Source organism: Bradyrhizobium canariense (assembly GCF_019402665.1).
GTDB lineage: Bacteria > Pseudomonadota > Alphaproteobacteria > Rhizobiales > Xanthobacteraceae > Bradyrhizobium > Bradyrhizobium canariense.
Window position 1 is genome coordinate 41,393 of sequence record NZ_VSST01000037.1, and the last position, 21,793, is coordinate 63,185.

Here is a 21,793-nt window from a genome sequence, read left to right on the forward strand (position 1 = left end):
GCCAGCAGATCGGGCCTTCCGATCTCGAACGTGCTGCATGCTCTGGTCCTCGTCTTCGGCCAGAACGAACGTCAAACTGGATTAAGCCCGAGGGGTAGGGTCAACACCCACGCCTTCCTCGGCGGTGCAAAATCCATGCGCCAGATTCGTGTGGGCGTCGGCGGCGCCACTACAACGATCGCGTGGTTGCCCCCAGCGCATCCAGTACGAGGGCAACCTATGGCGTGAGGACACGACGCGGCAATCCTCAGCGCGCGGCAATCCTCAGATGGGCTGTGACGGGCATCTTTTGGAGACTCGTACGACTCTCACGGCTACTCGCCGTTCCCAGCCGGTGGTCGGCCGCAGTCGACTCTTCTGGCGCGATTTGGCGGATTGTTAGCAAAGTTGCGCGACTGTCCGACCGCCTACATCTGTTCGTCGGAGCCGTGGCCTCTCGCGAGATCCCGTGTCCGTTGCATCGTGCGGGAAAAATATTCGTCGCGCTCGCGGCGCACGCGCTCTTGATGCGCTCTGAAATTCGCAACTCGTTTGCTGATGTGCTCTCGCTCGGAGGTGTCCCAGCTCAACCGCCGGGGAGAATCGGGCGGGGAAGCTTTTGCGATTGGCGCGATGGGTGCTACCAGCTTTGGAATAGGCGCTACGCTCCGTGCGCGTTCTACGAGTGCCGCGGATTGTTGAACCAGCGCCTCCAGTTCCTTCTTCCAGTTCATCTTCCATGTCCTCCGAACAGTCATGGGAGCATGCTAATTTGGTGCGGTACGCTCGTCCAGCTACCCCTTTTGGTAGTTGCGAGGCCGCTGCTTCTCCGCAAAATAGTGGCCGATGAGCCATCTGGGCCGATGAAATTCGCGGCTTCCCTGCTAGGAGAACCCACCAACGTAACCTTCGTCACCCAAGTGACGCAACAGGATGGAAGATCAGAACGATGCGACCTGGGTCAAACCCGTCGGCTGTGCCTGGTCTCTGGCATGAAAGCATGATCGCCCAGGCTCGCCATGCTCGAACTCCTCAAGCGACTACGCTGACGCCGAAGCAGCGGAGATTGTGCGTCAATGGGCGAATCGGCGCCGCCCGAATGGTCCGACCAGAACTACTCTACAGTATTGCTCAAATGGGAGATGGGAGTGGCGAGGGGTGTTGTGAAATGGTTTAACGCGACGAAGGGTTTCGGCTTCATTCAGCCGGATGGGGGCGGCCAAGATGTTTTTGTACACATAAGCGCCCTGGAGCGCGCTGGCCTCTCTGACCTGCGGGAAGGGCAGGCAGTCTCTTACGAGCTTAAAGTCGACCCGAGGCGCGGTAAAAGCAGTGCGGAAAATCTGCGTGTCTGATTTCATGTCGTAGGCGTCTGGCCTCAGCCCCCGCCCAAGTCTGGCGCTTACCTCGGAACGACCCCAGCCTCTTTAAGCACTGGGGTCGTTTCATTTCTCGCCAATTTTCGACGTTTCGCGGGTCCGAATACAAAAGAACGTAGCTAGCGATGCTCGCTAGCGCATCGCCTCTTTGTCCCGTTTGGTAGACGGGTAACAGTCAGTCCGCCCGCTCGTCATAGCGCGATTTGAAGGCGCTCGCGAGCGGCTTATTGGTCGGAAGTTCATCCTCGCCGATCATCCTGGACCGGAGGTGGTGGCGCCGGCGCTGATCAAACCCGATACCGTGCTGCGGCGCGAGTTCAACAGTGTGGACCAACGAAGGGATGGGAAACCTAAGCAAGGACTCTCGCGCGTTCGAGAGGGCTACGATATCAGGCTATTGCTGCGCGAGCTCCCTTCGCCGGACGTTGGATCCGGTCAAGGTCGCCAGCCTCGAGGGCTCACAAGCAGGCAATTCGTAGATTGTGGGCAGGCTCCTCAACGCCCTCCATCAGGAGCCTTCGGGGATCTCGGGGAGCACGACGCCGCACCTGCGGCCGCGGTTGTGCATGCGGTCGCCGCGTTCTTTGCTCAGCCACACGCCTGGCTCGTACGCTGAAGCTGCAACCGCGTAGTCGCCCTTCAAGTGCTGGATGATCTCGCCGAGAAATGATACGCAGCGGCGATGATCGTTTACCTTCACATCAATAAGTGTCGGGGCAGGGCTGGATTGAATTTACCTTAATTGGGCGGGGCCATCTTTGGTTGAGTGCTCGTCCAGTCGCCACGCCATTATGGGATCGCTCTCCGCCCTAGAGCCTCTCGTCGTGGAGGTTGGCAATCCTCTTGGCGCAGCGAACCGGCTAGAAATGAAAATCGAATTTTGAGATGCACGAAGGCAATGCCGAACTCACCTATCGGAATTCCAAGGGGATTTTGCTGAGCCGGGACATTTCGGGCGTCCACCACCGATCCGCGCCCCTCGTAGTCTAATTTATGTAACCGCGGAACGCTTCCGTCCATCATTAGGGCTTCGCACGGACCAACATACGGCCCGTTGGCATCGCGCGTTGAAGCCCACTTGAGGATTCAAAGCCGGAGCGGCTGCTAGCATCAATGCTAAAGCTCGATCCGTCCTCCTAATGAACCAGCGCATGCGACGGCACCTTGAAACATCGCGCTTCCGATCGGCATCAAGCGTCGGCGCCTATCTGGGTCTTACGCCTCGACGCAACCACTGGCGAAACTGGGCAAGATATCACGATGGGGCGACCGTCTTCTCCCAACCTACCTGTACGAGGCGGCGATCGTCCTGCTTCATCGAACGAAGAAATGGTCCTCTCTTAGGGCTTGGGGCATGAAGCTCGCTAAGCGGATTGGCATGCGAAAGGCAAAGGTCGCCATCGCGCGCAAACTCGCCATCCTTCTTCACTGTATCTGGGTCTACGGCACATCGTTCGACTGGGGCCAGAGGAAGGAAGCCTGATCCGATCTTGTAGAGTTCCTGGTCCGGTCTGCCGGACTGGCGATGTCTCGCTGGGACGGTGTTGTGGCGGCCTCGGTCAATCAGGCGGTGGCGGCTCGTCCGCACTCCGCTGCAAACGTTGAGGCGCCCGACCCCGACATCATCATGAGGCGCTGCGCGACTTGGAAAGGACCATGATCCAGCGAAGACCTCAACCAGCCCCGGCGATCTAATGCACGTATCAGCCGGCCCGCGCCGTCTCCGCAATCCGGACCAGCTCCGACGGCGCGAGCACTACCACCGTGCCGTGGGCGAGTTCAGAAATGTAAGTTTTGACAACAAACCGCAATTAAAGGGCCGATTGACACCCAGCGCGCGCGTACGCAGGCGAGGCAATCGCGGCTCCCCGGAGATCATGATCCGCGAGCGCCCTGCTAAAGCTGCCGAAGCAGTGCCGGGACATCGTGAGTGAGACCTCCTCCTCGGTGTTGGCAGCTCGGCAATCTGCAGGCCGTGCGAACGCACGAAAGGCATCACGATGCTATTGCACCGTTCGTTTGGCGGGGTTGGCGAAGCGCAGCGCCTGGTGGCGAGCGACGCAGCTCTTCGAGTAAGGTCAGGCCCTCTTTCACGACGCCGGCCGGAACGACAGTCCCACTCAGGACGCCAGTCGAGGACACCGAGTGCCGTTTGTCGTGTGTCAACTATCAACTCTCGCAGTTGATGGAGAGAACGACCCATGCAACCGTAACGATCGGATACCACCGATGCAGGTCGATTAACATCCGGAGAGACGCCCGTGCCATGCGGCGCCACGTCCATGGATGAAAAATGCGTACAAGCAGCGGCTGATCATCGACAAATCAAACGGGCGGATCCTTCGTACAGTGATGTTTAATAATGACGAGTGACGGCACAGAATCTTCGCTCCGCATCTGGCTCGCCGTCATCGTGCTAGGCATCGCCTCGTTTCACATCGTCTTGGCAGAGATAGCACCTATCGGGCTGTTGTCTCAGATTGCTCGCGACCTCGGACGAGATCAGGCAGCGGTCGGGCTCACGGTGGCCCTCTATGCCTGGATCGGTGCTGCCAGCGGTCTGTTGTCACCCGTTCTGCTTCAGAAGTTTCCTCGCAAGCCGCTACTCATCGCCTTGACTCTTATCCTTTCCGCAACAACGTTTGCGGCGACGATGTCTCACACTTTCGAAGGGTTGTTGCTGGCACGCACGGTGGGCGCTGTCGTTCACGGTTTCTATTGGGCCATGGCGACTGCGGTTGCGTCTAAGATTGCGCCGTCCCGCAGTATGGGTGTTGCGATGGCAATCGTATTCGGCGGGATCTCGATGGCGACCGTTGTTGGCGTGCCGCTCGCGAACTTCGTCGGTCAGGTGAGCGGATGGCGTGCAGCGTTCAGATTAATTGGCGCCATCGGACTGATCACCTCAGCCCTGATGGTGGCAGTTCTTCCGAAAATGCAGGCCGGGACGCCAGCGGGATGGAGAGAGCTTGGATCAGTCTGCCGCAGGCATGACCTGTTGGGGATCTATGCCGTAACGACATTCATGGCGGCGGCGCATTTCGGGGCGTACACATTTATAGAACCATTCCTCAGCGAGATTCCAAACGTTGCCCAAGTCATGATCGGCGCGCTGTTGTTCGGCTTTGGCGGAGCAGGATTCCTGGGGAACATCCTGGCGGGCGTCCTCATCGACCGCTTCATGAAGCCCATCATCACTGCGGGGCTGCTTGCTCTGTGTCTGGCGCTCGTTGGCCTTGGATGGTTTGGTCCCCACTTGGGGACAGGCCGGGTCCTTGTCTTGCTGGTCATCTGGGGCGCTGCCGTCGCGGCGCTGTTCGCGGGACTCCAGACCTGGATCCTGCGCGCCGCCGGTTCGACAGTGATGACTGCTGCCGCGATGCACTCGGCGGTCATCAATTCGGCCATCGGCTTCGGAGCCGTCCTTGGCGCCCAGATGTTGACTGTAGCCGGCCCATCAGGAGTGATGCTGGCAGCTGGTATGGTCGTCATCATCCCTCTGCTGATAGTTCTCCCGCAAGCAGCCCCAGAGGGTGATCTAAAAAAGGGGGCGTTGCTTGATGGATAACGCCGCAGCCGTGCGCACCGCGCGGATCGCCGCGTGCCCTACCACGAATGTCGCACGAAACCTTCCGCTGGTACGCGAGCGTTGGACCAAAATGTTCGTGCAGCCAAGCGGACCGGTCGAAGGGGGTGAAACACCACGCCAGGCCTTGCCCGAGAACTCGTTGAGGAACTCGGCATCGAGGTTTCTGGCGATGTACGCGAACATTTCGGGCGATTGCGCCGTTGCGGCATTGCGAGGAGCATTCGGTCGAGCGGTCTACCGCACTGCGGAACACTTTTGCATTCTTTCCACACAACAATGTCTCTGTCCTGAGATTACCCGGCATTCTAGCATCATAATTGGCGCTACCCGACAGACGGGCAAGCTCGCCTTCTTCATCCCGTGAGCGTCCTCACGCTGGCGTGTGACGCGCTTCTCGATGATCGGTCCTATCGCGCTCAACCGAAGGCGCTCTTTGCTGGCTCTTCTGAGGCGCTGCCGAGCAGCTGAGCCATCATCGCCTTCCTGCGCGAAATGAGCAAGCTGATGACCTATTTGCGTGCCTTCCTGATTGAGCGCTCACCAGCATCACAATGGCATTCCAAGCAGCGACTTTGATCAATTGCGTCCTTAGACCCACTGGGATCTCAAAGCCATGGTCTAGAACTGGGCTGTCAATGAACGCGCATGATGGTGCCTTAAGACGAGACGCAAGATCGGCGCGGCCTCTAGATCAAGTTTACGCGCTAGACACGTCCGACCAACGGCCGATGATCCAATGCGACGGCCATCCCGAAACGAGTGAAGCGACCTGCCACAATGCGCTCGGAAATGTTGTCATCTGGCGCGGACTCTCCAGACACACCGGATCGAACTCTGCGCCGAAATTGGAGCGGTTGGAAATGTGGGTAAATGAAGTCTCATCGAACAGTTCCACCGCTGCGGCTTTGGAGCGGCTGTTTCCGCGGTCAGCGTGAGTTTCCGGTGCGCCAACCTGTCGAGCAGATTGACTCGCCGCAACTGCAAAATCGGACTAGTGGCACACCCGATAAAAATCCATTAGCGTAAGCTTCCTATGTTTAGCTTGCCTGATTTGCGTGTACTGGAAGTCGCGGCTGTCGTCATCGAAGAGGGCAGCATGAGCGCGGCCGGCCTCAGACTTGGCATCACTCAATCGGCCGTTTCACAAGCGATGAAGCGCGCGCAGGCGCATATTGGCGCGTCCCTCGTCCGTCGCGATCGTCGTCCTCTTGGGCCCACGGAGGCGGGGCAAGCTCTGCTCACCCACATGCGCGAGATAACCCTGCGCGTCGGACGAGCTGTCGAGGAAATGCGGGCCGCCGCAGCGCGTCCCGAACGCGAGGACCTTCGGCTCGGGATGATCGACACGTTCGCGTCCACAGTTGGACCACTGTTGGTCCGCAGCCTCATGGCGGGTTCAATCGCGCTTCGCGTGAGCGCGTATTCGGGGCTGGTACCCGCGCACGCCGAGGCATTGATGCGCAACGAGATCGATGCAGCTGTCACATCGGATCCAATGGAGGGCGTTGACGAAGTTACCCCATTACCCCTATTGCGCGAGCCATTCCTCCTGGTAGCACCGATTGCCTGGGCGGATACTCTTCGCGATCGTCCACTGGACGACCTACTCCTCGAGCACCGACTTATCCGCTACACTGCGCGTTCGCACATGGGAACGCAAATTGAACGTCATCTCCGGCGTCTAAGGATAGAGCATCCGCAGACGATGTCGTTCGACACGTCGGACTCGCTGCTCTCGATGGTCGCCAATGGCATGGGCGTGGCGATTACAACACCCCTGTGCATATTGCAGGCTGCCGTCCATCGACCGGCGCTCGAAGTCATGCCATTGCCGGCGACCGGCCTCTCGCGCACGATCGCGTTGGTGACTAAGCAAGGCGGATTAGACACGTTGGCTGCGCGAATAGCGGATGATATTCGTGTGCTCCTGCGGAACTGGACCTTGCCCCAGATCGCTGCTCAAATTCCCTGGATGGCTCGTTCCGTCGGCAGCATCGTGTTGGATCCGCTCGCTCACGAGAACGCCGCCTGCCGGTGCGTTGCGGGTGGCTCCACCCGGACCCTCGACGAACAGTATAACCCTAATTAATCATACTTATTAGCCTCCATAACATCTCCGATCTCAGCTTTAACTCTCGCCCGTCTTCGGAGAGAGTTGTTTGCGTAGCGTCCGAACCCGGGATCAGAGATGTCAGCGACTCGCACCGAAATAGACAGTCTAGGAACGCGCGAGCTGCCGCTGCGCGCCCTGTACGGCTTGGCCTCCCTGCGTGGGAGCGAGAATTTCGACATCTCACTCCAGAAGCTCGGTGATCAGCCGGCACTTCTTCGGGCACTAGCGCGCATCAAGCGCGCTGCCGCGGCGGCGAACCGTGAGCTCGGAGCCCTCGACGCCAAAGTAGCAGGAGCACTAATCGCGGCTGCGGACGAGGTCATTGCTGGTAAACACGATCGGCAGTTTATCATCGATTTGCTCGAAGGCTCCGGCGGCACATCGATCAACATGAACATGAATGAGGTTCTGGCGAACCGGGCCCTGCAAATTGTCGGTGAAACGCCCGGCCGGTACGACGTGATCCACCCAAATGATCACGTGAACCTTTGCCAGTCGACGAACGATGTGCTGCCCTCGGCGCTCAAGTTGGCGGCGCACGAAAAGTCCGGCGATCTGGTGGGTGCGCTGGAACAGGTGGCGGCCGCTCTTTCGGAGCGGGTCATTGTATTCGCTGACGTATTGCGCGTCGGCCGCACATGCATGCAGGCCGCCCAGCCGATGACGCTCGGTCAGGCATTCGGCGGTTACGCATCAGCGATCAAGCGGCTCTCCTTGAAGCTGTCCGTGGCGCGCCAGGAATTGATGGTGCTTCCCCTCGGAGGCACTGCGATTGGCACCGGGCTCGGAGCAGTGCCGGGCTATCGCCGTGCCGTCTATGGACATCTTGCGGCGATCTTGGGCGCCGCGGTACGCCCAGGCGACGACATGTTCGATGCCATGCAGAACGCCGACGCCTTCGCACGCGTGTCGTCGGAAATCCGCATCGCAGCAGAGGTATTGGCGAAAATTGCCTCTGACCTGATCATCCTTTCCTCTGGGCCAAATACGGGGCTTGGCGAGTTGCGGTTGCCCGCTCTCCAGCCCGGTTCTTCGATCATGCCAGGTAAACTCAATCCAGTTCTGCCGATGATGATCCAGCAAATTGCGTTCGCTATCGTCGGCAACGACGCCGCAGTATCTCTCTCTGCGTTGAGCGGCCAACTCGAAATCAATCGCTTCGAGCCAGTCATCGCCTCGCGCCTGTTCGATTCGATCGAGCTTTTGACGCGATCGGCCAGAATATTTGCCGACCATTGCATCTCGGGGATCCGGGCAAATCGGGAACGGTCGCTCAGCAACTTGATGCAATCTTCGGCTCTTGCGACCGTGTTCGTACCGCGCCTGGGTTATGAACAGGTATCGACACTTGTCCTTGCAGCCGCTGAGCAAATGCGGCCCTTCGTCGAAATCGCGATCGACCGCGGACTTCTGAACCGTAGCGCGGTTTTGCAGATGCTGCACGAGAGCACCCGTTATCGCGAGAATGGCGCATGAGCCGCGATTCTGCACCTGCCCTTGTACGGGAAGGGCTCACGAGCATGCCGCGAGTCGATGCACAACACCGCAGGATCAACCTACGAAGGTCATACCACAGCCAACTCGCCATCGCCCTGTCTCAACCCGATGCGGCGGATGAGACGATGCGCCGCGATCGAGAGGCCGCTTGTTCATGGGTCAGTGCTCCGGCCTCTCTTCAAGTCGTGCTTATACGGACGCGCCTGGCCGAAGTGCCAGGGGCAGTGATCGGCAAATCAGCAAACACGTAAGAAATTGTCGATAACGTATTCTAACCATTCGCGTGGGGCCGTCCTGGCCTCCGCCAATCTTCACATCCTGTTCGGCCGGTAGCCCGATCAAGATGTGCAAGTTCTCCGATAGCTGGTTACGGCCTGATTCACCTGATGATACATTCACGAGGCGTGATCGAGTCCCGCAGGTTCGAACACGGGCCCAACATTTTTTCGTTCGTTCGCTGCCGTATTCAAGACGGCACTGAGGCACGCGAAATCCATCCGATGCCGAGAGGCAGCTGCGCGCGTCAGAATCTCATCCGTCGTCTCGACTGGGGCCCAGCTGAAGTTTCCCCACTCCCAGCCGTTGTTTATGTCGTATGCGACATTCGGTTTGAGTATAAGGTAAGGTCAATCAAGATGCTCTGGCTATAGGCCTTGTCGATGACCGTGCCAGTGTTTACCTGGTTTGTAGCAAAAGTTAGCATCACCTTTTGTATTGGCGGCATTGCATTTAGCTGCTTGCCATAGAGTGGCAAAGCGCAAAGCGGTTCGCATTTCCATTCACCAATTCGGAAACGCCGCATGTTACTGGTGTGACAGTCAGTTCTCGATTGAGATCACCCCCGCTTCACGGCCGACCACATTGCCGCTGCCTTGGGCCGTTTCGACTTCCAGCCTTTGGCCGATATCAATGCCGTAAGAGCTGACGCCCTTAATTTGGCCGGTAGGGCGCGCAATCGGGCCGCCAAGCAGTTTGGAGTGGCGATCAGCACGACGATCGGCTGGATGAAGCGGGTCGATGAGACCGGCAGCGTTGCTCGGGGCCAGATGGGTTGGAAAACCATTACCTTTCTGGCGGCCCTGCGCCATGACCGGATCGATGCGCCATGGTTCATCGAGGGACCAATCATGGCGTGAGCTTCCGGATCTATGTGGAGAAGGTTCTCCTGCCGACCCTTCGGCCCGGCGACATCGTCGTCCCGGACAATCTCGGCAGCCACAAAAGCAAAGCCGTGCGCCAGCTCATCCGCTTCGCCGGAGCAAAGCTCTTCTTCCTGCCAAAATACTCACCCGACCTGAACCCCATCGAACAAGTCTTTGCCAAACTCAAGCATCTGCTCCGCAAGGCAGCCGCACGAACCGTCGATGCGGTCTGCGCCGCCATCGGCCAACTCCTTTATGCATTTACACCCGAAGAATGCGCCAACTACCTCAAAAACTCAGGCTATCGAAGCTAGTCCCATCACGCTTTAAGGGCGAGCCTCCCAGGAGGCTGGCGCCCAATGCTCTGTGCCTCGATCATATCCGTTCTCAGCTCAACCCGCTATCCCGATCGCTCTTGAGGACCGTGCCGGAGCGCTCGTCTGAGCTCGCCGAACTGGTTGAACATGACGATAAGAGCGATTATTCCGGCGCCAAGCTCTGCGAGAGCTTGACTGGCTAACAGTCCGTTAAAACCCGCTACCAGCGGGAATAACAGTACGGCCGGTATGAAGAGATACCCCTGCCTGGCCAAGGACACAATTGCACTGAGGCGCGCTCTCCCAAATGACTGAAGCATTGCCGTCACGAAACTCTGCACCCCAAACAGTCCAAAGAAGAGATGGAACACGATGCAGGTCGAGACGGCAATTTCGGTGACGTACTCGTTATCGCTAAATAGGCTCACCAAAGGCCTCGCAAAAATCACAACGGCCGCAGAATACAGCACCGAGAATGCGATCGTCACGAAGAGCATGAACTTCGCAGCTCTCAATATATGAGCATAGTCGCGTGCGCCCCAACCGAAACCCAGGATAGCTTGAGCGCCAATACAGAACCCGGTGATCGGCAGTGCGCCGACCATCAAGATACGCACAGCTATTCCAACCGCGGCGATGGAATCGTCGCCGAACGGCGCAGCAGCTCCGTACAAGAGCATAACGGCAAGAGCAGATAAGATACTCGTCATTGTCGCCGGCGCGCCTACCAACGCGAGCTGTCTGATGCGATCTGCTCGCAATGATATGTGAGATATCCTGACGAGAACCGTCCCGCCAAACTTCGTAAAATACACGATATACAGTCCGACAGCAGAGATCTGAGACACCAGCGTTGCGAGGGCTGCGCCTCGCACGCCGAGGTCAAGTGAAAATATGAAGACGGGATCAAGCACAGCGTTCAGGATAAACGCGGTCATCATCACCCACATGCTAAATCGTGTATAGCCTTCGGCTCTTACAATGAACCCGCTGACGGTATTTAGTAGCATCGGGGTGTACCCCAACAAAACCGTTCCCGCGTAGTCGAGCGCCACGGGCATGATGGTTGGGGTTGCTCCGAGCGTTGCAAATATCCCTGGCAGATTTGGAAGCAGAGTGAGGGTGACTATGATACCGATCGGAGCGGCGAGCGCGAGTGCCGTGCTTGCGCCTCGACTCGCTTCTAGGTACTCACGAGCGCCCAGATGACGAGATATGAACGACGCTGCTCCAACACCGATCCCCTGTCCGGCTGCGGCGAGCAGGACCACGATCGGCAAGGTCATGCTAACAGCTGCGATCGCCTGCGCGCCTAGGGCGCCAACAAAGATCGCATTGACGACCTGCTGCAGCGCATGGATCGATAATCCAACAACAGACGGAATGGCGAGCCGCAGGATAAGACTCAAGAGATTCTGGTCCGATAGATCGACGTGCTGTTTTTTCTTTGGCATCACATTGCGCTTGCTGTCGAGGGCGAATTCTGTATTCGGTCCATTCACGGACGAGTGAACTTTTCCAAATTCGACGATGGCGTACTCAGCGCAATCCTCTCCGGATCTGCTCTGGCAGGCCGTGATCGCCTGGATAGGTTGACGTTTTCAAAGCTGATTTTTGCCTGGGCATACGCCTCCCGTCAGTTGTAGCGAATACTGACTGAGGTGTTCGAGGGTAGCCCCAAGGTTCTGCTAGTCATATTGTGCCGTTCCGCCCTTTGGTTGAGCATCGTGCCGGGTTGCGTTCACTTCTCGGGATGATGATCGGCGGGGAAACGCGGCCAGACCCTAGAGCCTCAAGTTGGTTTTGGCATCTACCGGATCTTGTAGTAGACGCTCCATCTTCGGCATGGCACAAGCAATGAACGTGCTCAGAATCACTGTGGTGGTTCGATGATGTCCTGCAATCTGTACACGATATCGGGTTCCTCAGCGCGATCGAGACGAACGGCAGGCTGCCGGCCCCGGCCAGCGTGGTGACTGGATTTGCGTCAGTAAATCGCGCCGCGCTGGCCGTCACTCGCGGACACGAACTGAAAATTCGTGTGGCCGCAACCGGCAGCCTGCCAGACCGGTTCGATGAGCGTGGCTTGGACAATTTCTGCTTCGATCGAAAGACCGCCCTGACGCCGTCGAGCGGCGGGCTATCTCGTACTGCCTGGCTCAGCCGAAATGGCGGCTCAGCGTGCCCTCCCACAAACACTCGGCATCACATGAAGATATCCCAAGCATTTAAGTTCGAGGCAGCGCACCGACTTCCAAACGTCCCGCAGACACATCGCTGTCATTGGGTGCATGGTCATTCCTATCGCGTCGAGGTCGTGCTGAACGGGGCAGTCGATCCGCACACCGGATTCGTAATGGATTTCTTCAACATGGAGGAAGCGTTTGGCCTTCTTATAAAGAAGCTCGATCACCATTGCCTGAACGACGTCCCGGGACTGGAAAATCCGACGGCGGAAAATATCGCCATCTGGATCTGGGAGCACGCGAAACCGCGCCTCGCCCAACTCTCGAGCGTGAGGGTGTACGAGACGACGGATAGTTGGGCGGAATATGAGGGGCCCGATCGCTGAATTCAGCGCTCATTTGGGACTGTGTCGATGCGGCGCGCCTGTCGTTCTTCGGCTCAGAAGCGGACTTGCTCGATCTGCGATTCGGCTCTTCATCCGCCACGCCCGCGGCCAGATTTCCGCGCTCACAGAAGAGCCCTTGGATCCGACCGGAGCGCCCGGTTTGGCTATGAGGACACCCATCACGTGACCGCATTCGAAAAGCTTCCGGCCAAACGATTCGGAATCCCGCGTTGTGCTAACCGCGGAACGATCTGAGGGATTCGTCCTCAGGAGCGAATTCGATGCTGATTGTACCGGCGAGACGACCCGCCATCCCGGACGCTGCGGCTGGGCGACTTGGTGCTGCAGCAGGTCGGCGCTAGCCGCCAATGCGAGGAGCACGGGTGGATGCAAGATCGCGCAAGCCCGCATGTGAGCGAGCGTGCCATAGACATCGCCGTCAATACCCCCCGTTCGAACTTCGACGGGCGAAGCCTCAATTGAAGCTGGCGAGGTGCCGGACTCGAGCGTCCGCGCTGACTGGTCACGGATGCATCCCTTGGCCGACTGGTTATTTCCACCCAACCAATAGCTGCGGACGTAAACCGGGCGAACAGCTGTCCACAGGAACCGATGCCTCGCCCCGCCGCATCCGATAGAGTGCAGTCAGGCCCGCACCGACCACGGGTTCATCCCGGGAACCTCCGATCCCCAAACCTTAGCCGAATGGCGGCCGCGCTCGAGTAATCGCCGGACTATCGCGTCTTGGCCGGCTCGTTTCGCGCCCAAAATTGGCGGGGATTGAATTTCTTGGCAACTATCTAAGCCTGCAGCAAATCAGCGGTCTCTTTTCAGACAGCAGCAGCGCGGTCAGGAAGTGAATAATTCTCCACCAAGAACCAATTGAAAAATGGGTACGCCACCCATTCGGGGAACATGGATTCTGTCCCTGTCCCGGGCGACGTCAATCTTGCGAGTTATGCTGCCGTGATGTCCGGCAAATCACGTGGCGGTGGCCTGCTCGGTCAGGTAACAACAGCATCCGCCTGTCGGAGCAGAAACGGATCCGCGACGCGCTCTTCGCCGAACACATGATTCCCCCTAAGCTTCGCACCACCGGCTTGAAGCTCCGGACGCGCAAGGGACCGTGAAACCCTCCCAGGCATCCGTCGCTCACCACATCTGCACAATGAAGCGGCCGTATTTGGTCGCGATGTAGTCCTTCACCTCGGGCAAGCAGTAGATCGAGACGAAGCGCAGCAGCCGCGGATCATCCTTCCTGTCCGCCGCCATGAACTGCAGGCACCCAGTGCGATCAAGTTACCGCGGTCGGCGAGCAGCGCCGCTACGCTAGCGGCGCGATCGAGCAACCCGAGTTGATCGTTAGGATCATCGCTTGGCCAGGTGGGCATCGGATGCTCTGATGAAGGCGAGCTCGGCGGCGTTCTGGACGTGATCGGAACTCGCGTCGGCGCGGTGATCCGACGCGATCGCGACATAGAGCGCCGGCAGCACGAAAAGCGTGAACAGCGTGCCGATGGACATGCCCGCGACGACCACGAGCCCGATCGAGAAGCGGCTCGCGGCGCCAGCACCCGTTGCGGTCAACAAAGGTAAGAGGCCCGTGACCATCGCCGCGGTGGTCATCAAGATTGGGCGGAGGCGGACGCGCGCCGCCATCTCGATGGCCGAGCGGGAATCGAGTCTCTCCTTGAGCTGCAGCTGATTGGCGAACTGGACCATCAGAATACCGTGCTTGGATATCAGCCCAGCCAATGTCAACAGTCCGATTTGGGTGTAGATGTTCATCGTCGCCAAGCCAAAGAATAGCGGGATTAAGGCGCCGGCGATTGCCATGGGAACGCTGAACATGATGATGAGGGGATCGCGCAGACTTTCGAACTGCGCCGCGAGCACCAAGAAAATGACGATGAGTGCAAACGCAAAGGTGATGACTAGTTTGTTACCCTCCTGCACATATTGACGGGCGTCCCCGAGGAAGTCGTGGCTGAACTCTGCGGGCAGTTTCATTGCCTCGAGGTCGAGGAAGTCCACAGCCTGACCGATCGTGACGCCGGGCATCGGTACGGCTTGGAAGGTCGCGGAGTTGAGCTGGTTGTAGTGGGTGAGTGCGTTCGGATTGGTCGCAGTCTCGATGGAGACCACGGTCGATAGCGGCAGCATCGAGCCCGCCGCTGTCTTGACATAATAGCTCCCAAGTGATTCCGGCGTCAGGCGTTTCTCGCGCGGCACCTGCGGGATCACTTCGTAAGAGCGGCCCTGCAGGTTGAAGCGATTGACGTAGTTTCCGCCAAGGAGGGTCGCGAGCGCGCTACCGACGTTCTGCATGGTGATGCCAAGGTCGCTCGCCTTGGATCGATCGACCTTGATTCGCACCCCCGGCTGGTTGAACTCAAGGTCAGAGTCGCTGACCATGAACAGACCGCTCTTGCGCGCGGCATCCTTCAGCTCCGACATCTGCTCGTAGATGTACTGGAAACCGAGCGTCGACTTGATCACCATCTGCACTGGTAAGCCGCCCGAACCGCCCGGAAGCGGCGGCAAGCTAAAGGCAAATGCGTTGATGCCTTCCAGTTTGGACAGCTCGGCCTGGACCAGCGATTTCAGCGCGATCGATGAGCGCTTGCGCTCGGCCCAGGGCTTAAGCAACATCCCGGCCATGCCGCCCTGCGGACCGCTGATGCCGTTGAGCACGAAGCGAAAATCCGTCTCGGGAAACTTCTGGAGTGCCTTGTCGAGCTTGGCGCCGTAATAATCCAGGTAATCAATATTGGCGTATTTCGGCGCTTTTGTCAGTGCGAATACGATGCCCTGATCCTCCTCGGGTGCGAGTTCCTTGGAAGTGTGCATATACAGAAAGGCGACGAGGCCCAGCATGGTCAGCGCAAACAGCCCGGTAATCGGGCGATAGTCGAGCGAGCGGTCGAGCTTGCGGCCGTACCAGCGCGTCATGGCGCTGAACACACGATTCACAAACTTTGCAAACCGCCCCTCTTCAGCGCTCTTCAGGAAGACCGCGCACATCATGGGCGACAGCGTCAACGCGATCACGCCCGACACGATCACCGAACCCGCCAGTGTAAACGCGAATTCGCGGAACAGCGCGCCGGTGAGGCCGCCGAGAAAGCCGATGGGCGCGTACACGGCGGCCAACGTAATCGTCATGGAGAGGACGGGGCCGACGATCTCGCCCGCGCCATTCGTAGCGGCCTGCGCGGGCGACGCACCTTCTTCCATATGGCGATGAACGTTCTCCACCACGATAATTGCGTCATCAACCACAAGACCGATCGCAAGCACCATCGCAAGGAGGGTCAGCAGATTGAATGAGAACCCCAGCGCCAGCATCATACTGCAGACGCCAATAATGGACAGCGGAATGGTGACGACCGGAATGATGACAGACCGCAGGGAGGCCAGGAACAGGAAGATCACCAACACCACGATCGCGACCGCCTCAAGGAGCGTCTTCTCCACCTCGTCTATCGATGATTGGATGAACTTGGTGGAGTCGTAGGCCACTTCCATCTTCAGCGATGGCGGCAGGCTGCGCTTCATTTCTGGAAGCAGTGCCCGAACGCCTCGCGCTATGTTCAGTGGATTACCTTCTGGGCTCGCCTGCACGGCGACGAAGATCGCGTGTTCGCCGTTCATCGCGACGCTGGCGTTTGTGCTCTGCGCCGCAAGCTCGACTGTCGCGATGTCCTCCATGCGCACAAAGCCGCCGTCGTTGGCTTTGACGATCATGCGCTTGAAGTCGTCAACACTCCGCAGATCAGTGTTGACCGTGACGTCGGAGAGAGTGAAATAGCCCTTAGTCTGGCCGGCCGCAGCCTGGAAGTTGTTGGCCGCGATTGCAGCCGAAACATCAGCTGGCGACACGCCGTGGCCCGCCATTCTCGCGGGATCGAGCCATAACCGCATCGCAAAACTCTGGCCGCCGAGGATGTCTGCCGCTGCGACGCCGTCTACAGTTGACATAATCGGTTGCACCACGCGCGAGAGATAGTCGGAGATCGCGCTGGCCGTCAGTTCTTCGCTGGAGAAGGCGATATACATGACAGCTGTGGTCTGACCGGCAGATTTGGTGACGACCGGATCGTTCGATTCCTTAGGGATTAAATATTTGACCGAGTTGACCTTGGAGAGCACTTCAGTGAGCGCCTCGTTGGGCCCGAAATTGAGCTTGATATAGACCTGGATCGTCGAGGCACCGAGCACCGAGGAGGACGTAATGTAATCAACGCCTTCGGCCGAAGCGAGCGCTTGCTCAAGGGGCGTGGTGATGAACCCCTGGATCATGTCGGCGGAGGCGCCAGGATAAGAGGTTGTGATATTGACGACCGTGTTGGTCAGCTTAGGATACTGCCGGATTGGCAAAACGGTGGCCGCACCAATGCCGGTCAGCAGGATCAGGAGACTGACGACGATAGACAATATCGGACGTTTGATGAAGAGCTCGGTAAATGCCATCGCGATGCTCGCATTCAAGAGACTGACGGAAATTCGCCAGTAAGCCAGGCTACAGCAACAGTCATCAACGCGGCGACTGTGGCTAGGGGACCTTCTCAGGGTAGAGCCCCATGTTTCTCTTAAGCTAGCAACCGCCCCGGGGGGTCCGGCTCGAACCAGTAGAGCTGAGCCTCTGGGCAAAGCCGCAGACAATGTAAAGAGTCAGCTCCGTCGTAGCAGCCGATGTCCAAGATCACTGGGTCTTGCTTCTGGAGGGAGCACACCATGTGCTGATGGACCTCCAACGCGGAAGTGGGCTGACGTATTTCCATTTAACCTCGTCCCACGCCTCAATGGCAGCAATGCCTTGCAGCACACTTATCAACTCAGCTTAGGATTTCGCGCCGCCCCACCCTTCGGACGATCCAGCTTCGACGCTGAAACTACAGACAAGCCGACGGGCAGCTCAACTCTACAGAGGTAAGCCGGGGATATAGAACGGGTTGCATAACCTATACCAACGTTTGTCGACGAGCGACGCCCGCATGAGCCGCGCGAGACTTGTGATGTTGCTCGAGAGCACAGGCGTTTCCCTTCGGTCTTGTGCTTCACGATGAACCGGCCATCTTGGGTCCGCCCGCAAAGTAAGTGAACGTCAGGAAGGCGAAGGTCTCGGCCACCGCTCGCTGCGCGGCTGACGCGGGAGGGCCGCGAACCGCGCCCAACTCGATCAACCGGGTTTTGTCCGCATGGAGCGCCGGCCAGTCGCGCCTTGAGGGCCAAGAGCATTTCCTGGGCATCTGCCTTGCTCTCGAAGCCGATGACGAAGTCGTGCGCAAAGCGCACGGTCACAACGCGACCGCGTGCGTGGCGACCGCTCCAGTGGTCGACCCAGCGATCGAGGAGGTAATGCAGGAAGATGTTGGAAAGGAGCGGACTGATCCTGCCCTTTGCGGCGTGTGTCCTGCTTCTCGCCGCTCTCACGAACGCCAGCTCGCAGCCGCATCTTGATGAGCTGCAGGATACGAGGATCGGCAATCCTGTGCGCCACCATCCGCAGCTTTCACTCGTGGTCGACCGAATCGAAGACACTGGATATGTCATGATAGCGGGATGCAGGGCATCAAGCTCCATCTGAGGATTCCGCCCCGGCCGGAAGCCGTAGGAGAACCCGAGGAATTCGACCTCATAGGCGGCGCTCAACACCTCGGCCACCGCGCTTTGGACGATCTTGTCCTCTAGCGGCCGGCACACCGAGAGGCCGCCTACCCCGTCGGCTTGGGGATGTAGACGCGCCGCACCGGCTGTAGCCGGTAGGGACAGTGTGGACCCGTGCGCAGAGATCGCGGATTGGCCCGTGAGCCCCTCTTCGTACTTTGCCTCCCTTATCCCATCGACCTCCGCGCCGGCCTGCGGGCTTTTGTCGTCGAAACGCCCGAAGCAGAGCGTCTTTCTCGATGTGGTGCAGCAGGGCTGTGAACCGGTTTGGACATATGGTCGGCATGTTCCCCAAGGAGAAGGCCATGGTTCGCCTCATTGGAGCGGTCCTGCTCGAACAGAACGACAATGGGCCGTCCAGCGCGCCCGTTACATGACGCTGAAAACCATCGCGCCTTTGCGCGATGATTCGAGCGTCAGCCTTCCGGCCGCCAGCTGAGCGGCGCGGCCCTCTTGCCGGCGAACCGGTTGCCCGAGCGCCAGTTACAGCATGCTGAGGAACACGAGTATTTCTGACAGTGCTTTTCGCGCCCTACTGCGGAGCTCACGAAGACGCGATTGCTAGCTCTTGGAGCCTCGACGCAAGAGCGATCGAACAAGCGGAATAAGAAAAGACCCAATCATCGAAGGCTCCTTGGGCTCGGACCACCGCGTCTGGGCTGAACGTTACAGTTCGCCGGGGCTCTGCGGCAGCCACTACAATCTGTGGGGAACCGAGGACGGCTCCTACGCACCGGGCACCCGCACCCGCACCCGATAACAAACTTACGCCGCCGACAGTATTTTTACTCCGCTTTGCTTAGCATTTCTGCTCTGGACTACGCGCCTCATCGCCAGGAATGCCCTCACGCACGCTGCGGCACTTGACGAATTTCATTTTCATTCGACGCTGCCGAAGCCAGCATGAGGGACGCGTTGCGAGTAATCGCTGCGGCTTGGCCGTAGCGCAGCGCGGAAATTTACGCTAGCTTCCGCTCGCGAGTTTGCAAATGCCTACCCGCATTCGATCTTTCCGAAGACAACGAGCGACCATTCGACCGCTTGCCCCCTCCCATCCTCAGAGCTGGGATAATCCGGACAATGAGGAAATCTGGTTTGAGTTGGCGCGCGCCATCGGACGTCAGATCGCACGGGATGAAAATCATGGCTCGGGGCAGCCGATAGAGGACCGGCATGACGACACCGTCATCGAAGAAAACGGCCGTAATATACGCGCGCTATTCGAGCGACATGCAAAAGGCGAGCTCGATTGACGGTCAGCTGTTACTCTGCCGCAAGGTCGCATTGCGCAACAACCTCGATGTCGTCGGCGAGTTTGTGGATGCCGCAAAATCTGGTCTTACCGAAGGTGCGCGGGACGGCTATCAGCGCTTGCTCAACGGTGTGCGAAGCCGGCAGTTTGACGTAGTCGTCGTTGAGCATTTCGACCGCTTGTCGCGCGATCCCGCAACCATCCAGCGTCTCAAGCAGGTTTTCGAGTTCAACGGCGTTGAGCTGATGGATCAGAAAGGAGTCTACGCGACCGCCACTGACATTAGCATCGCAAGTCTGTACAACACGATTTACAAGCCGCAGCTCGCCGAAAAGGTTCGGCGCGGCCATGACAACGCTGTTGCGAACGGAAGAATTCCGGGCTCATACGCCTATGGTTATCGGCCAAGGCCGGGCGCGCCCGGCGAGCGCGTAATCGATGAGAACGAAGCAAAGATTGTGCTCCGCATCTTCAAAGAATATGCAGCGGGCCGCTCGACCCGAACTATCGCCGCTGACCTCACCCGCGAAGGCGTGCCCTCACCAGGGGCAACTCGTCACAAGAACAAGGCGGGTCGCACCACCTGGAACCATCAGTGCATCACAGGCGGTCGGCATGGTCGCGGCATTATCGGCAACGAACTATACATCGGCGAGATACATTGGAACGTTCGCTCGACAATTCTTAACCCAGAGACGCAGAAGAAACAGAAGCGCCGCAATCCAGCAGAACGCCACATTATCGTCAAAAAGCCAGAGCTGCGGATCGTTCCGCAAGGGCTCTGGGAGCTAGCGCAGAAGGTTCGTAGGGTGCGCGCGGTATCTATGTTCGGACCGACTGGCCAGCCGCGGCGTCGCGCCGTGAGTCCGCGCAACAATGAGCACCCGCTTGCCGGTGTGCTCCGGTGTGGCGTCTGCAATGGCCATATGCGAATCGCTCAATCCTCGCGTAACGGTGCGCCGCGCGCGGCATGCGCGAGCGCGCATCAGCGGGGCACCTGCGAGCACACCCGTAGCTTTGATATGGACGTTCTGCTCGAGGATGCCTCCGAAAAAATCCAGGTGAAATTGCTTTCGCCGAAAGCCATTGAAGAGGCGATGCGTACTTGGAAGGAGGAGCGCAAAAACGATCGGAACAATGGCAGCGAACACAATAAGCTAGAGCGTCGACGCCGCGTATTGACTACCGAGATCGAACGCCTCTCTTATGCCATCGCAAATAGCCGCCGCAAGCCGGACGAATTGCTCAAGCGGATCGATGAGTGCGACCTGGAGCGGGAAAGCGTTGAAGAGCGCTTGCGGCTGCTGGGCGGTGGCGGCGAAAATATAGTTGGCTTCGATCGCCCGAAATTCAGTGACCGATACTCCTCGGAGGTTAGAAGGCTTATCACCGCGCTCAAAACCAATCCGAAGGCGATCGAAACTCGCATTGCCTTCCGCAACTTGATTGAATGCATAGTAGTGCATCCGGTTCGCAAGCGGATGCCCTACGAATATACGCCCTACCTGAACAGCTCCGCGCTTTGCGGAAAGAACCTTTTTCCCGAAAACCGCAGCAAGGAGCGAGAGATCAGCACGTTTGCATACTACGACAATGGCAAGTCAGGGAAATCCGTGTCCTCGTAATAGACGCGGACCTGCATGCGGTGGCGGCCGTCGCGGATCTCGCCGTCGAGATGAGACATCGGCGTACTCATTGGATATCGGCAGCCAATTTCAACGACCGAGCTGCCGCAAGCAATCGCTTGTCACGTGTCCAGATTGTTGCCTCGACTGTCAACATCGTCGATGCGAGCAAGTGGGCATCGACACACCCAATGCCCAATCCGGACAACTTTCGCTTAACGATAAACTCTAAGACTTCGCTATTGCTGGCGATCGTCGCCTTAGGGAGGAGGTTCAGTTCATCAAGCATGTCAGAAGCCTTCGACACGCGCCCCAGGAGCAATTCGCCGATCACGAACGGATGAATAACGATGTCACCGTGATCGAGGAGGCCAGCAAGCCGTCCATCCGTGCGGCGGAAGTGGTCGATCCAGATCGACGTGTCCGCCAGGACTTTCACTTGGGCCGGCGGCGCGGCGGAGCCTTGGCGTTGGGTTCGGTACCTCCCATCCGCGCGAGACGGCGTGCGGCCTCCCGTTCAACGAAGGCTATCAAGGCTTCCCTAACGACGGCTGCCTTTTCGCTGACGCCAGCAAATTCCTGCGCCTTGGCAAAAAGCTCGTCGTCTATCGCGATCGTCGTTCTCATGGGGCACCTCTACATCGAATATAGCATCATT

The 21,793-nt window shown here is 58.6% G+C and carries 12 protein-coding genes and 4 pseudogenes; 9 read left to right on the top strand and 7 right to left on the bottom strand.

The genetic code is table 11. The features are described from left to right. Positions 1 to 407: 407 nt before the first annotated feature. On the bottom strand, positions 408 to 713 hold the full coding sequence (locus tag FXB41_RS19270; RefSeq protein WP_085351784.1) for a hypothetical protein: 306 nt from the start codon (positions 711 to 713) through the stop codon (positions 408 to 410). Positions 714 to 1,127: 414 nt separating this feature from the next. On the opposite strand from FXB41_RS19270, the gene FXB41_RS19275 reads away from it, so the two are divergent. The 5 genes and pseudogenes from FXB41_RS19275 (at position 1,128) to FXB41_RS19295 (ending at position 8,536) form a co-directional block, all read left to right on the top strand. Then, on the top strand, positions 1,128 to 1,334 hold the full coding sequence (locus FXB41_RS19275) for a cold-shock protein (protein WP_219682983.1): 207 nt from the start codon (positions 1,128 to 1,130) through the stop codon (positions 1,332 to 1,334). 1,199 nt (positions 1,335 to 2,533) lie between these two features. Further along, positions 2,534 to 2,841, top strand: a pseudogene (locus FXB41_RS19280) (transposase); the annotation flags it as partial. Between the two features lie 879 nt (positions 2,842 to 3,720). Continuing rightward, positions 3,721 to 4,926: an MFS transporter gene (locus FXB41_RS19285; protein ID WP_219682857.1), complete on the top strand. Its 1,206-nt coding sequence runs from the start codon at positions 3,721 to 3,723 to the stop codon at positions 4,924 to 4,926. 1,054 nt (positions 4,927 to 5,980) lie between these two features. Then, positions 5,981 to 7,036 carry a LysR family transcriptional regulator gene (locus FXB41_RS19290; RefSeq protein WP_219682858.1) on the top strand — a complete coding sequence of 352 codons (1,056 nt, stop codon included), beginning with the start codon at positions 5,981 to 5,983 and terminating at the stop codon, positions 7,034 to 7,036. Positions 7,037 to 7,135: 99 nt separating this feature from the next. Continuing rightward, positions 7,136 to 8,536 (top strand): aspartate ammonia-lyase, encoded by a 1,401-nt coding sequence (locus tag FXB41_RS19295; RefSeq protein WP_219682859.1) that lies wholly within the window; start codon positions 7,136 to 7,138, stop codon positions 8,534 to 8,536. An 839-nt stretch (positions 8,537 to 9,375) separates the two neighbouring features. Here FXB41_RS19295 and FXB41_RS19300 read toward each other — a convergent pair. After that, the gene (locus tag FXB41_RS19300) at positions 9,376 to 9,645 is read right to left on the bottom strand and encodes a hypothetical protein (protein ID WP_157233980.1); all 270 of its coding nucleotides are present in this window, start codon (positions 9,643 to 9,645) and stop codon (positions 9,376 to 9,378) included. Between FXB41_RS19300 and FXB41_RS19305 the strand changes: the two are divergent. Beyond that, positions 9,610 to 10,013: pseudogene (locus FXB41_RS19305) on the top strand (IS630 family transposase); the annotation flags it as partial. The gene FXB41_RS19300 and the pseudogene FXB41_RS19305 sit on opposite strands and share 36 nt — an antisense overlap. Positions 10,014 to 10,099: 86 nt before the next feature. On the opposite strand, the gene FXB41_RS19310 reads toward FXB41_RS19305, so the two are convergent. Further along, a complete protein-coding gene (locus tag FXB41_RS19310; protein ID WP_219682860.1) occupies positions 10,100 to 11,518 on the bottom strand; it encodes an MATE family efflux transporter in 1,419 nt (472 codons plus the stop codon). 707 nt (positions 11,519 to 12,225) lie between these two features. On the opposite strand from FXB41_RS19310, the gene queD reads away from it, so the two are divergent. Then, entirely contained in the window at positions 12,226 to 12,588 is a 363-nt protein-coding gene (gene queD / locus FXB41_RS19315) for a 6-carboxytetrahydropterin synthase QueD (protein WP_219682984.1), read from the top strand. A 1,368-nt stretch (positions 12,589 to 13,956) separates the two neighbouring features. Here the strand turns inward: queD and FXB41_RS19320 are convergent. Then, positions 13,957 to 17,061, bottom strand: a complete 3,105-nt coding sequence (locus FXB41_RS19320) for an efflux RND transporter permease subunit (RefSeq protein WP_219682861.1) — start codon at positions 17,059 to 17,061, stop codon at positions 13,957 to 13,959. Positions 17,062 to 18,536: 1,475 nt separating this feature from the next. Here FXB41_RS19320 and FXB41_RS19325 point away from each other — a divergent pair. Both FXB41_RS19325 and FXB41_RS19330 read left to right on the top strand, forming a co-directional pair. Further along, positions 18,537 to 18,697 (top strand): annotated as a pseudogene (locus tag FXB41_RS19325) (IS256 family transposase); the annotation flags it as partial. 734 nt (positions 18,698 to 19,431) lie between these two features. Continuing rightward, complete coding sequence (locus tag FXB41_RS19330) at positions 19,432 to 21,135, top strand: recombinase family protein (protein WP_219682862.1); 1,704 nt, start codon at positions 19,432 to 19,434, stop codon at positions 21,133 to 21,135. Here FXB41_RS19330 and FXB41_RS40890 read toward each other — a convergent pair. The 3 genes and pseudogenes from FXB41_RS40890 to FXB41_RS19340 form a co-directional block, all read right to left on the bottom strand. Further along, positions 21,117 to 21,206 (bottom strand): annotated as a pseudogene (locus FXB41_RS40890) (4-hydroxybenzoyl-CoA thioesterase); the annotation flags it as partial. The gene FXB41_RS19330 and the pseudogene FXB41_RS40890 overlap by 19 nt on opposite strands. Then, positions 21,203 to 21,574: a type II toxin-antitoxin system VapC family toxin gene (locus tag FXB41_RS19335; RefSeq protein ID WP_007599975.1), complete on the bottom strand. Its 372-nt coding sequence runs from the start codon at positions 21,572 to 21,574 to the stop codon at positions 21,203 to 21,205. The pseudogene FXB41_RS40890 and the gene FXB41_RS19335, both read right to left, overlap by 4 nt. Continuing rightward, positions 21,571 to 21,762 (bottom strand): type II toxin-antitoxin system VapB family antitoxin, encoded by a 192-nt coding sequence (locus FXB41_RS19340; protein WP_007599974.1) that lies wholly within the window; start codon positions 21,760 to 21,762, stop codon positions 21,571 to 21,573. Before FXB41_RS19340 ends, FXB41_RS19335 begins: the two co-directional genes overlap by 4 nt. Positions 21,763 to 21,793: the final 31 nt, after the last annotated feature.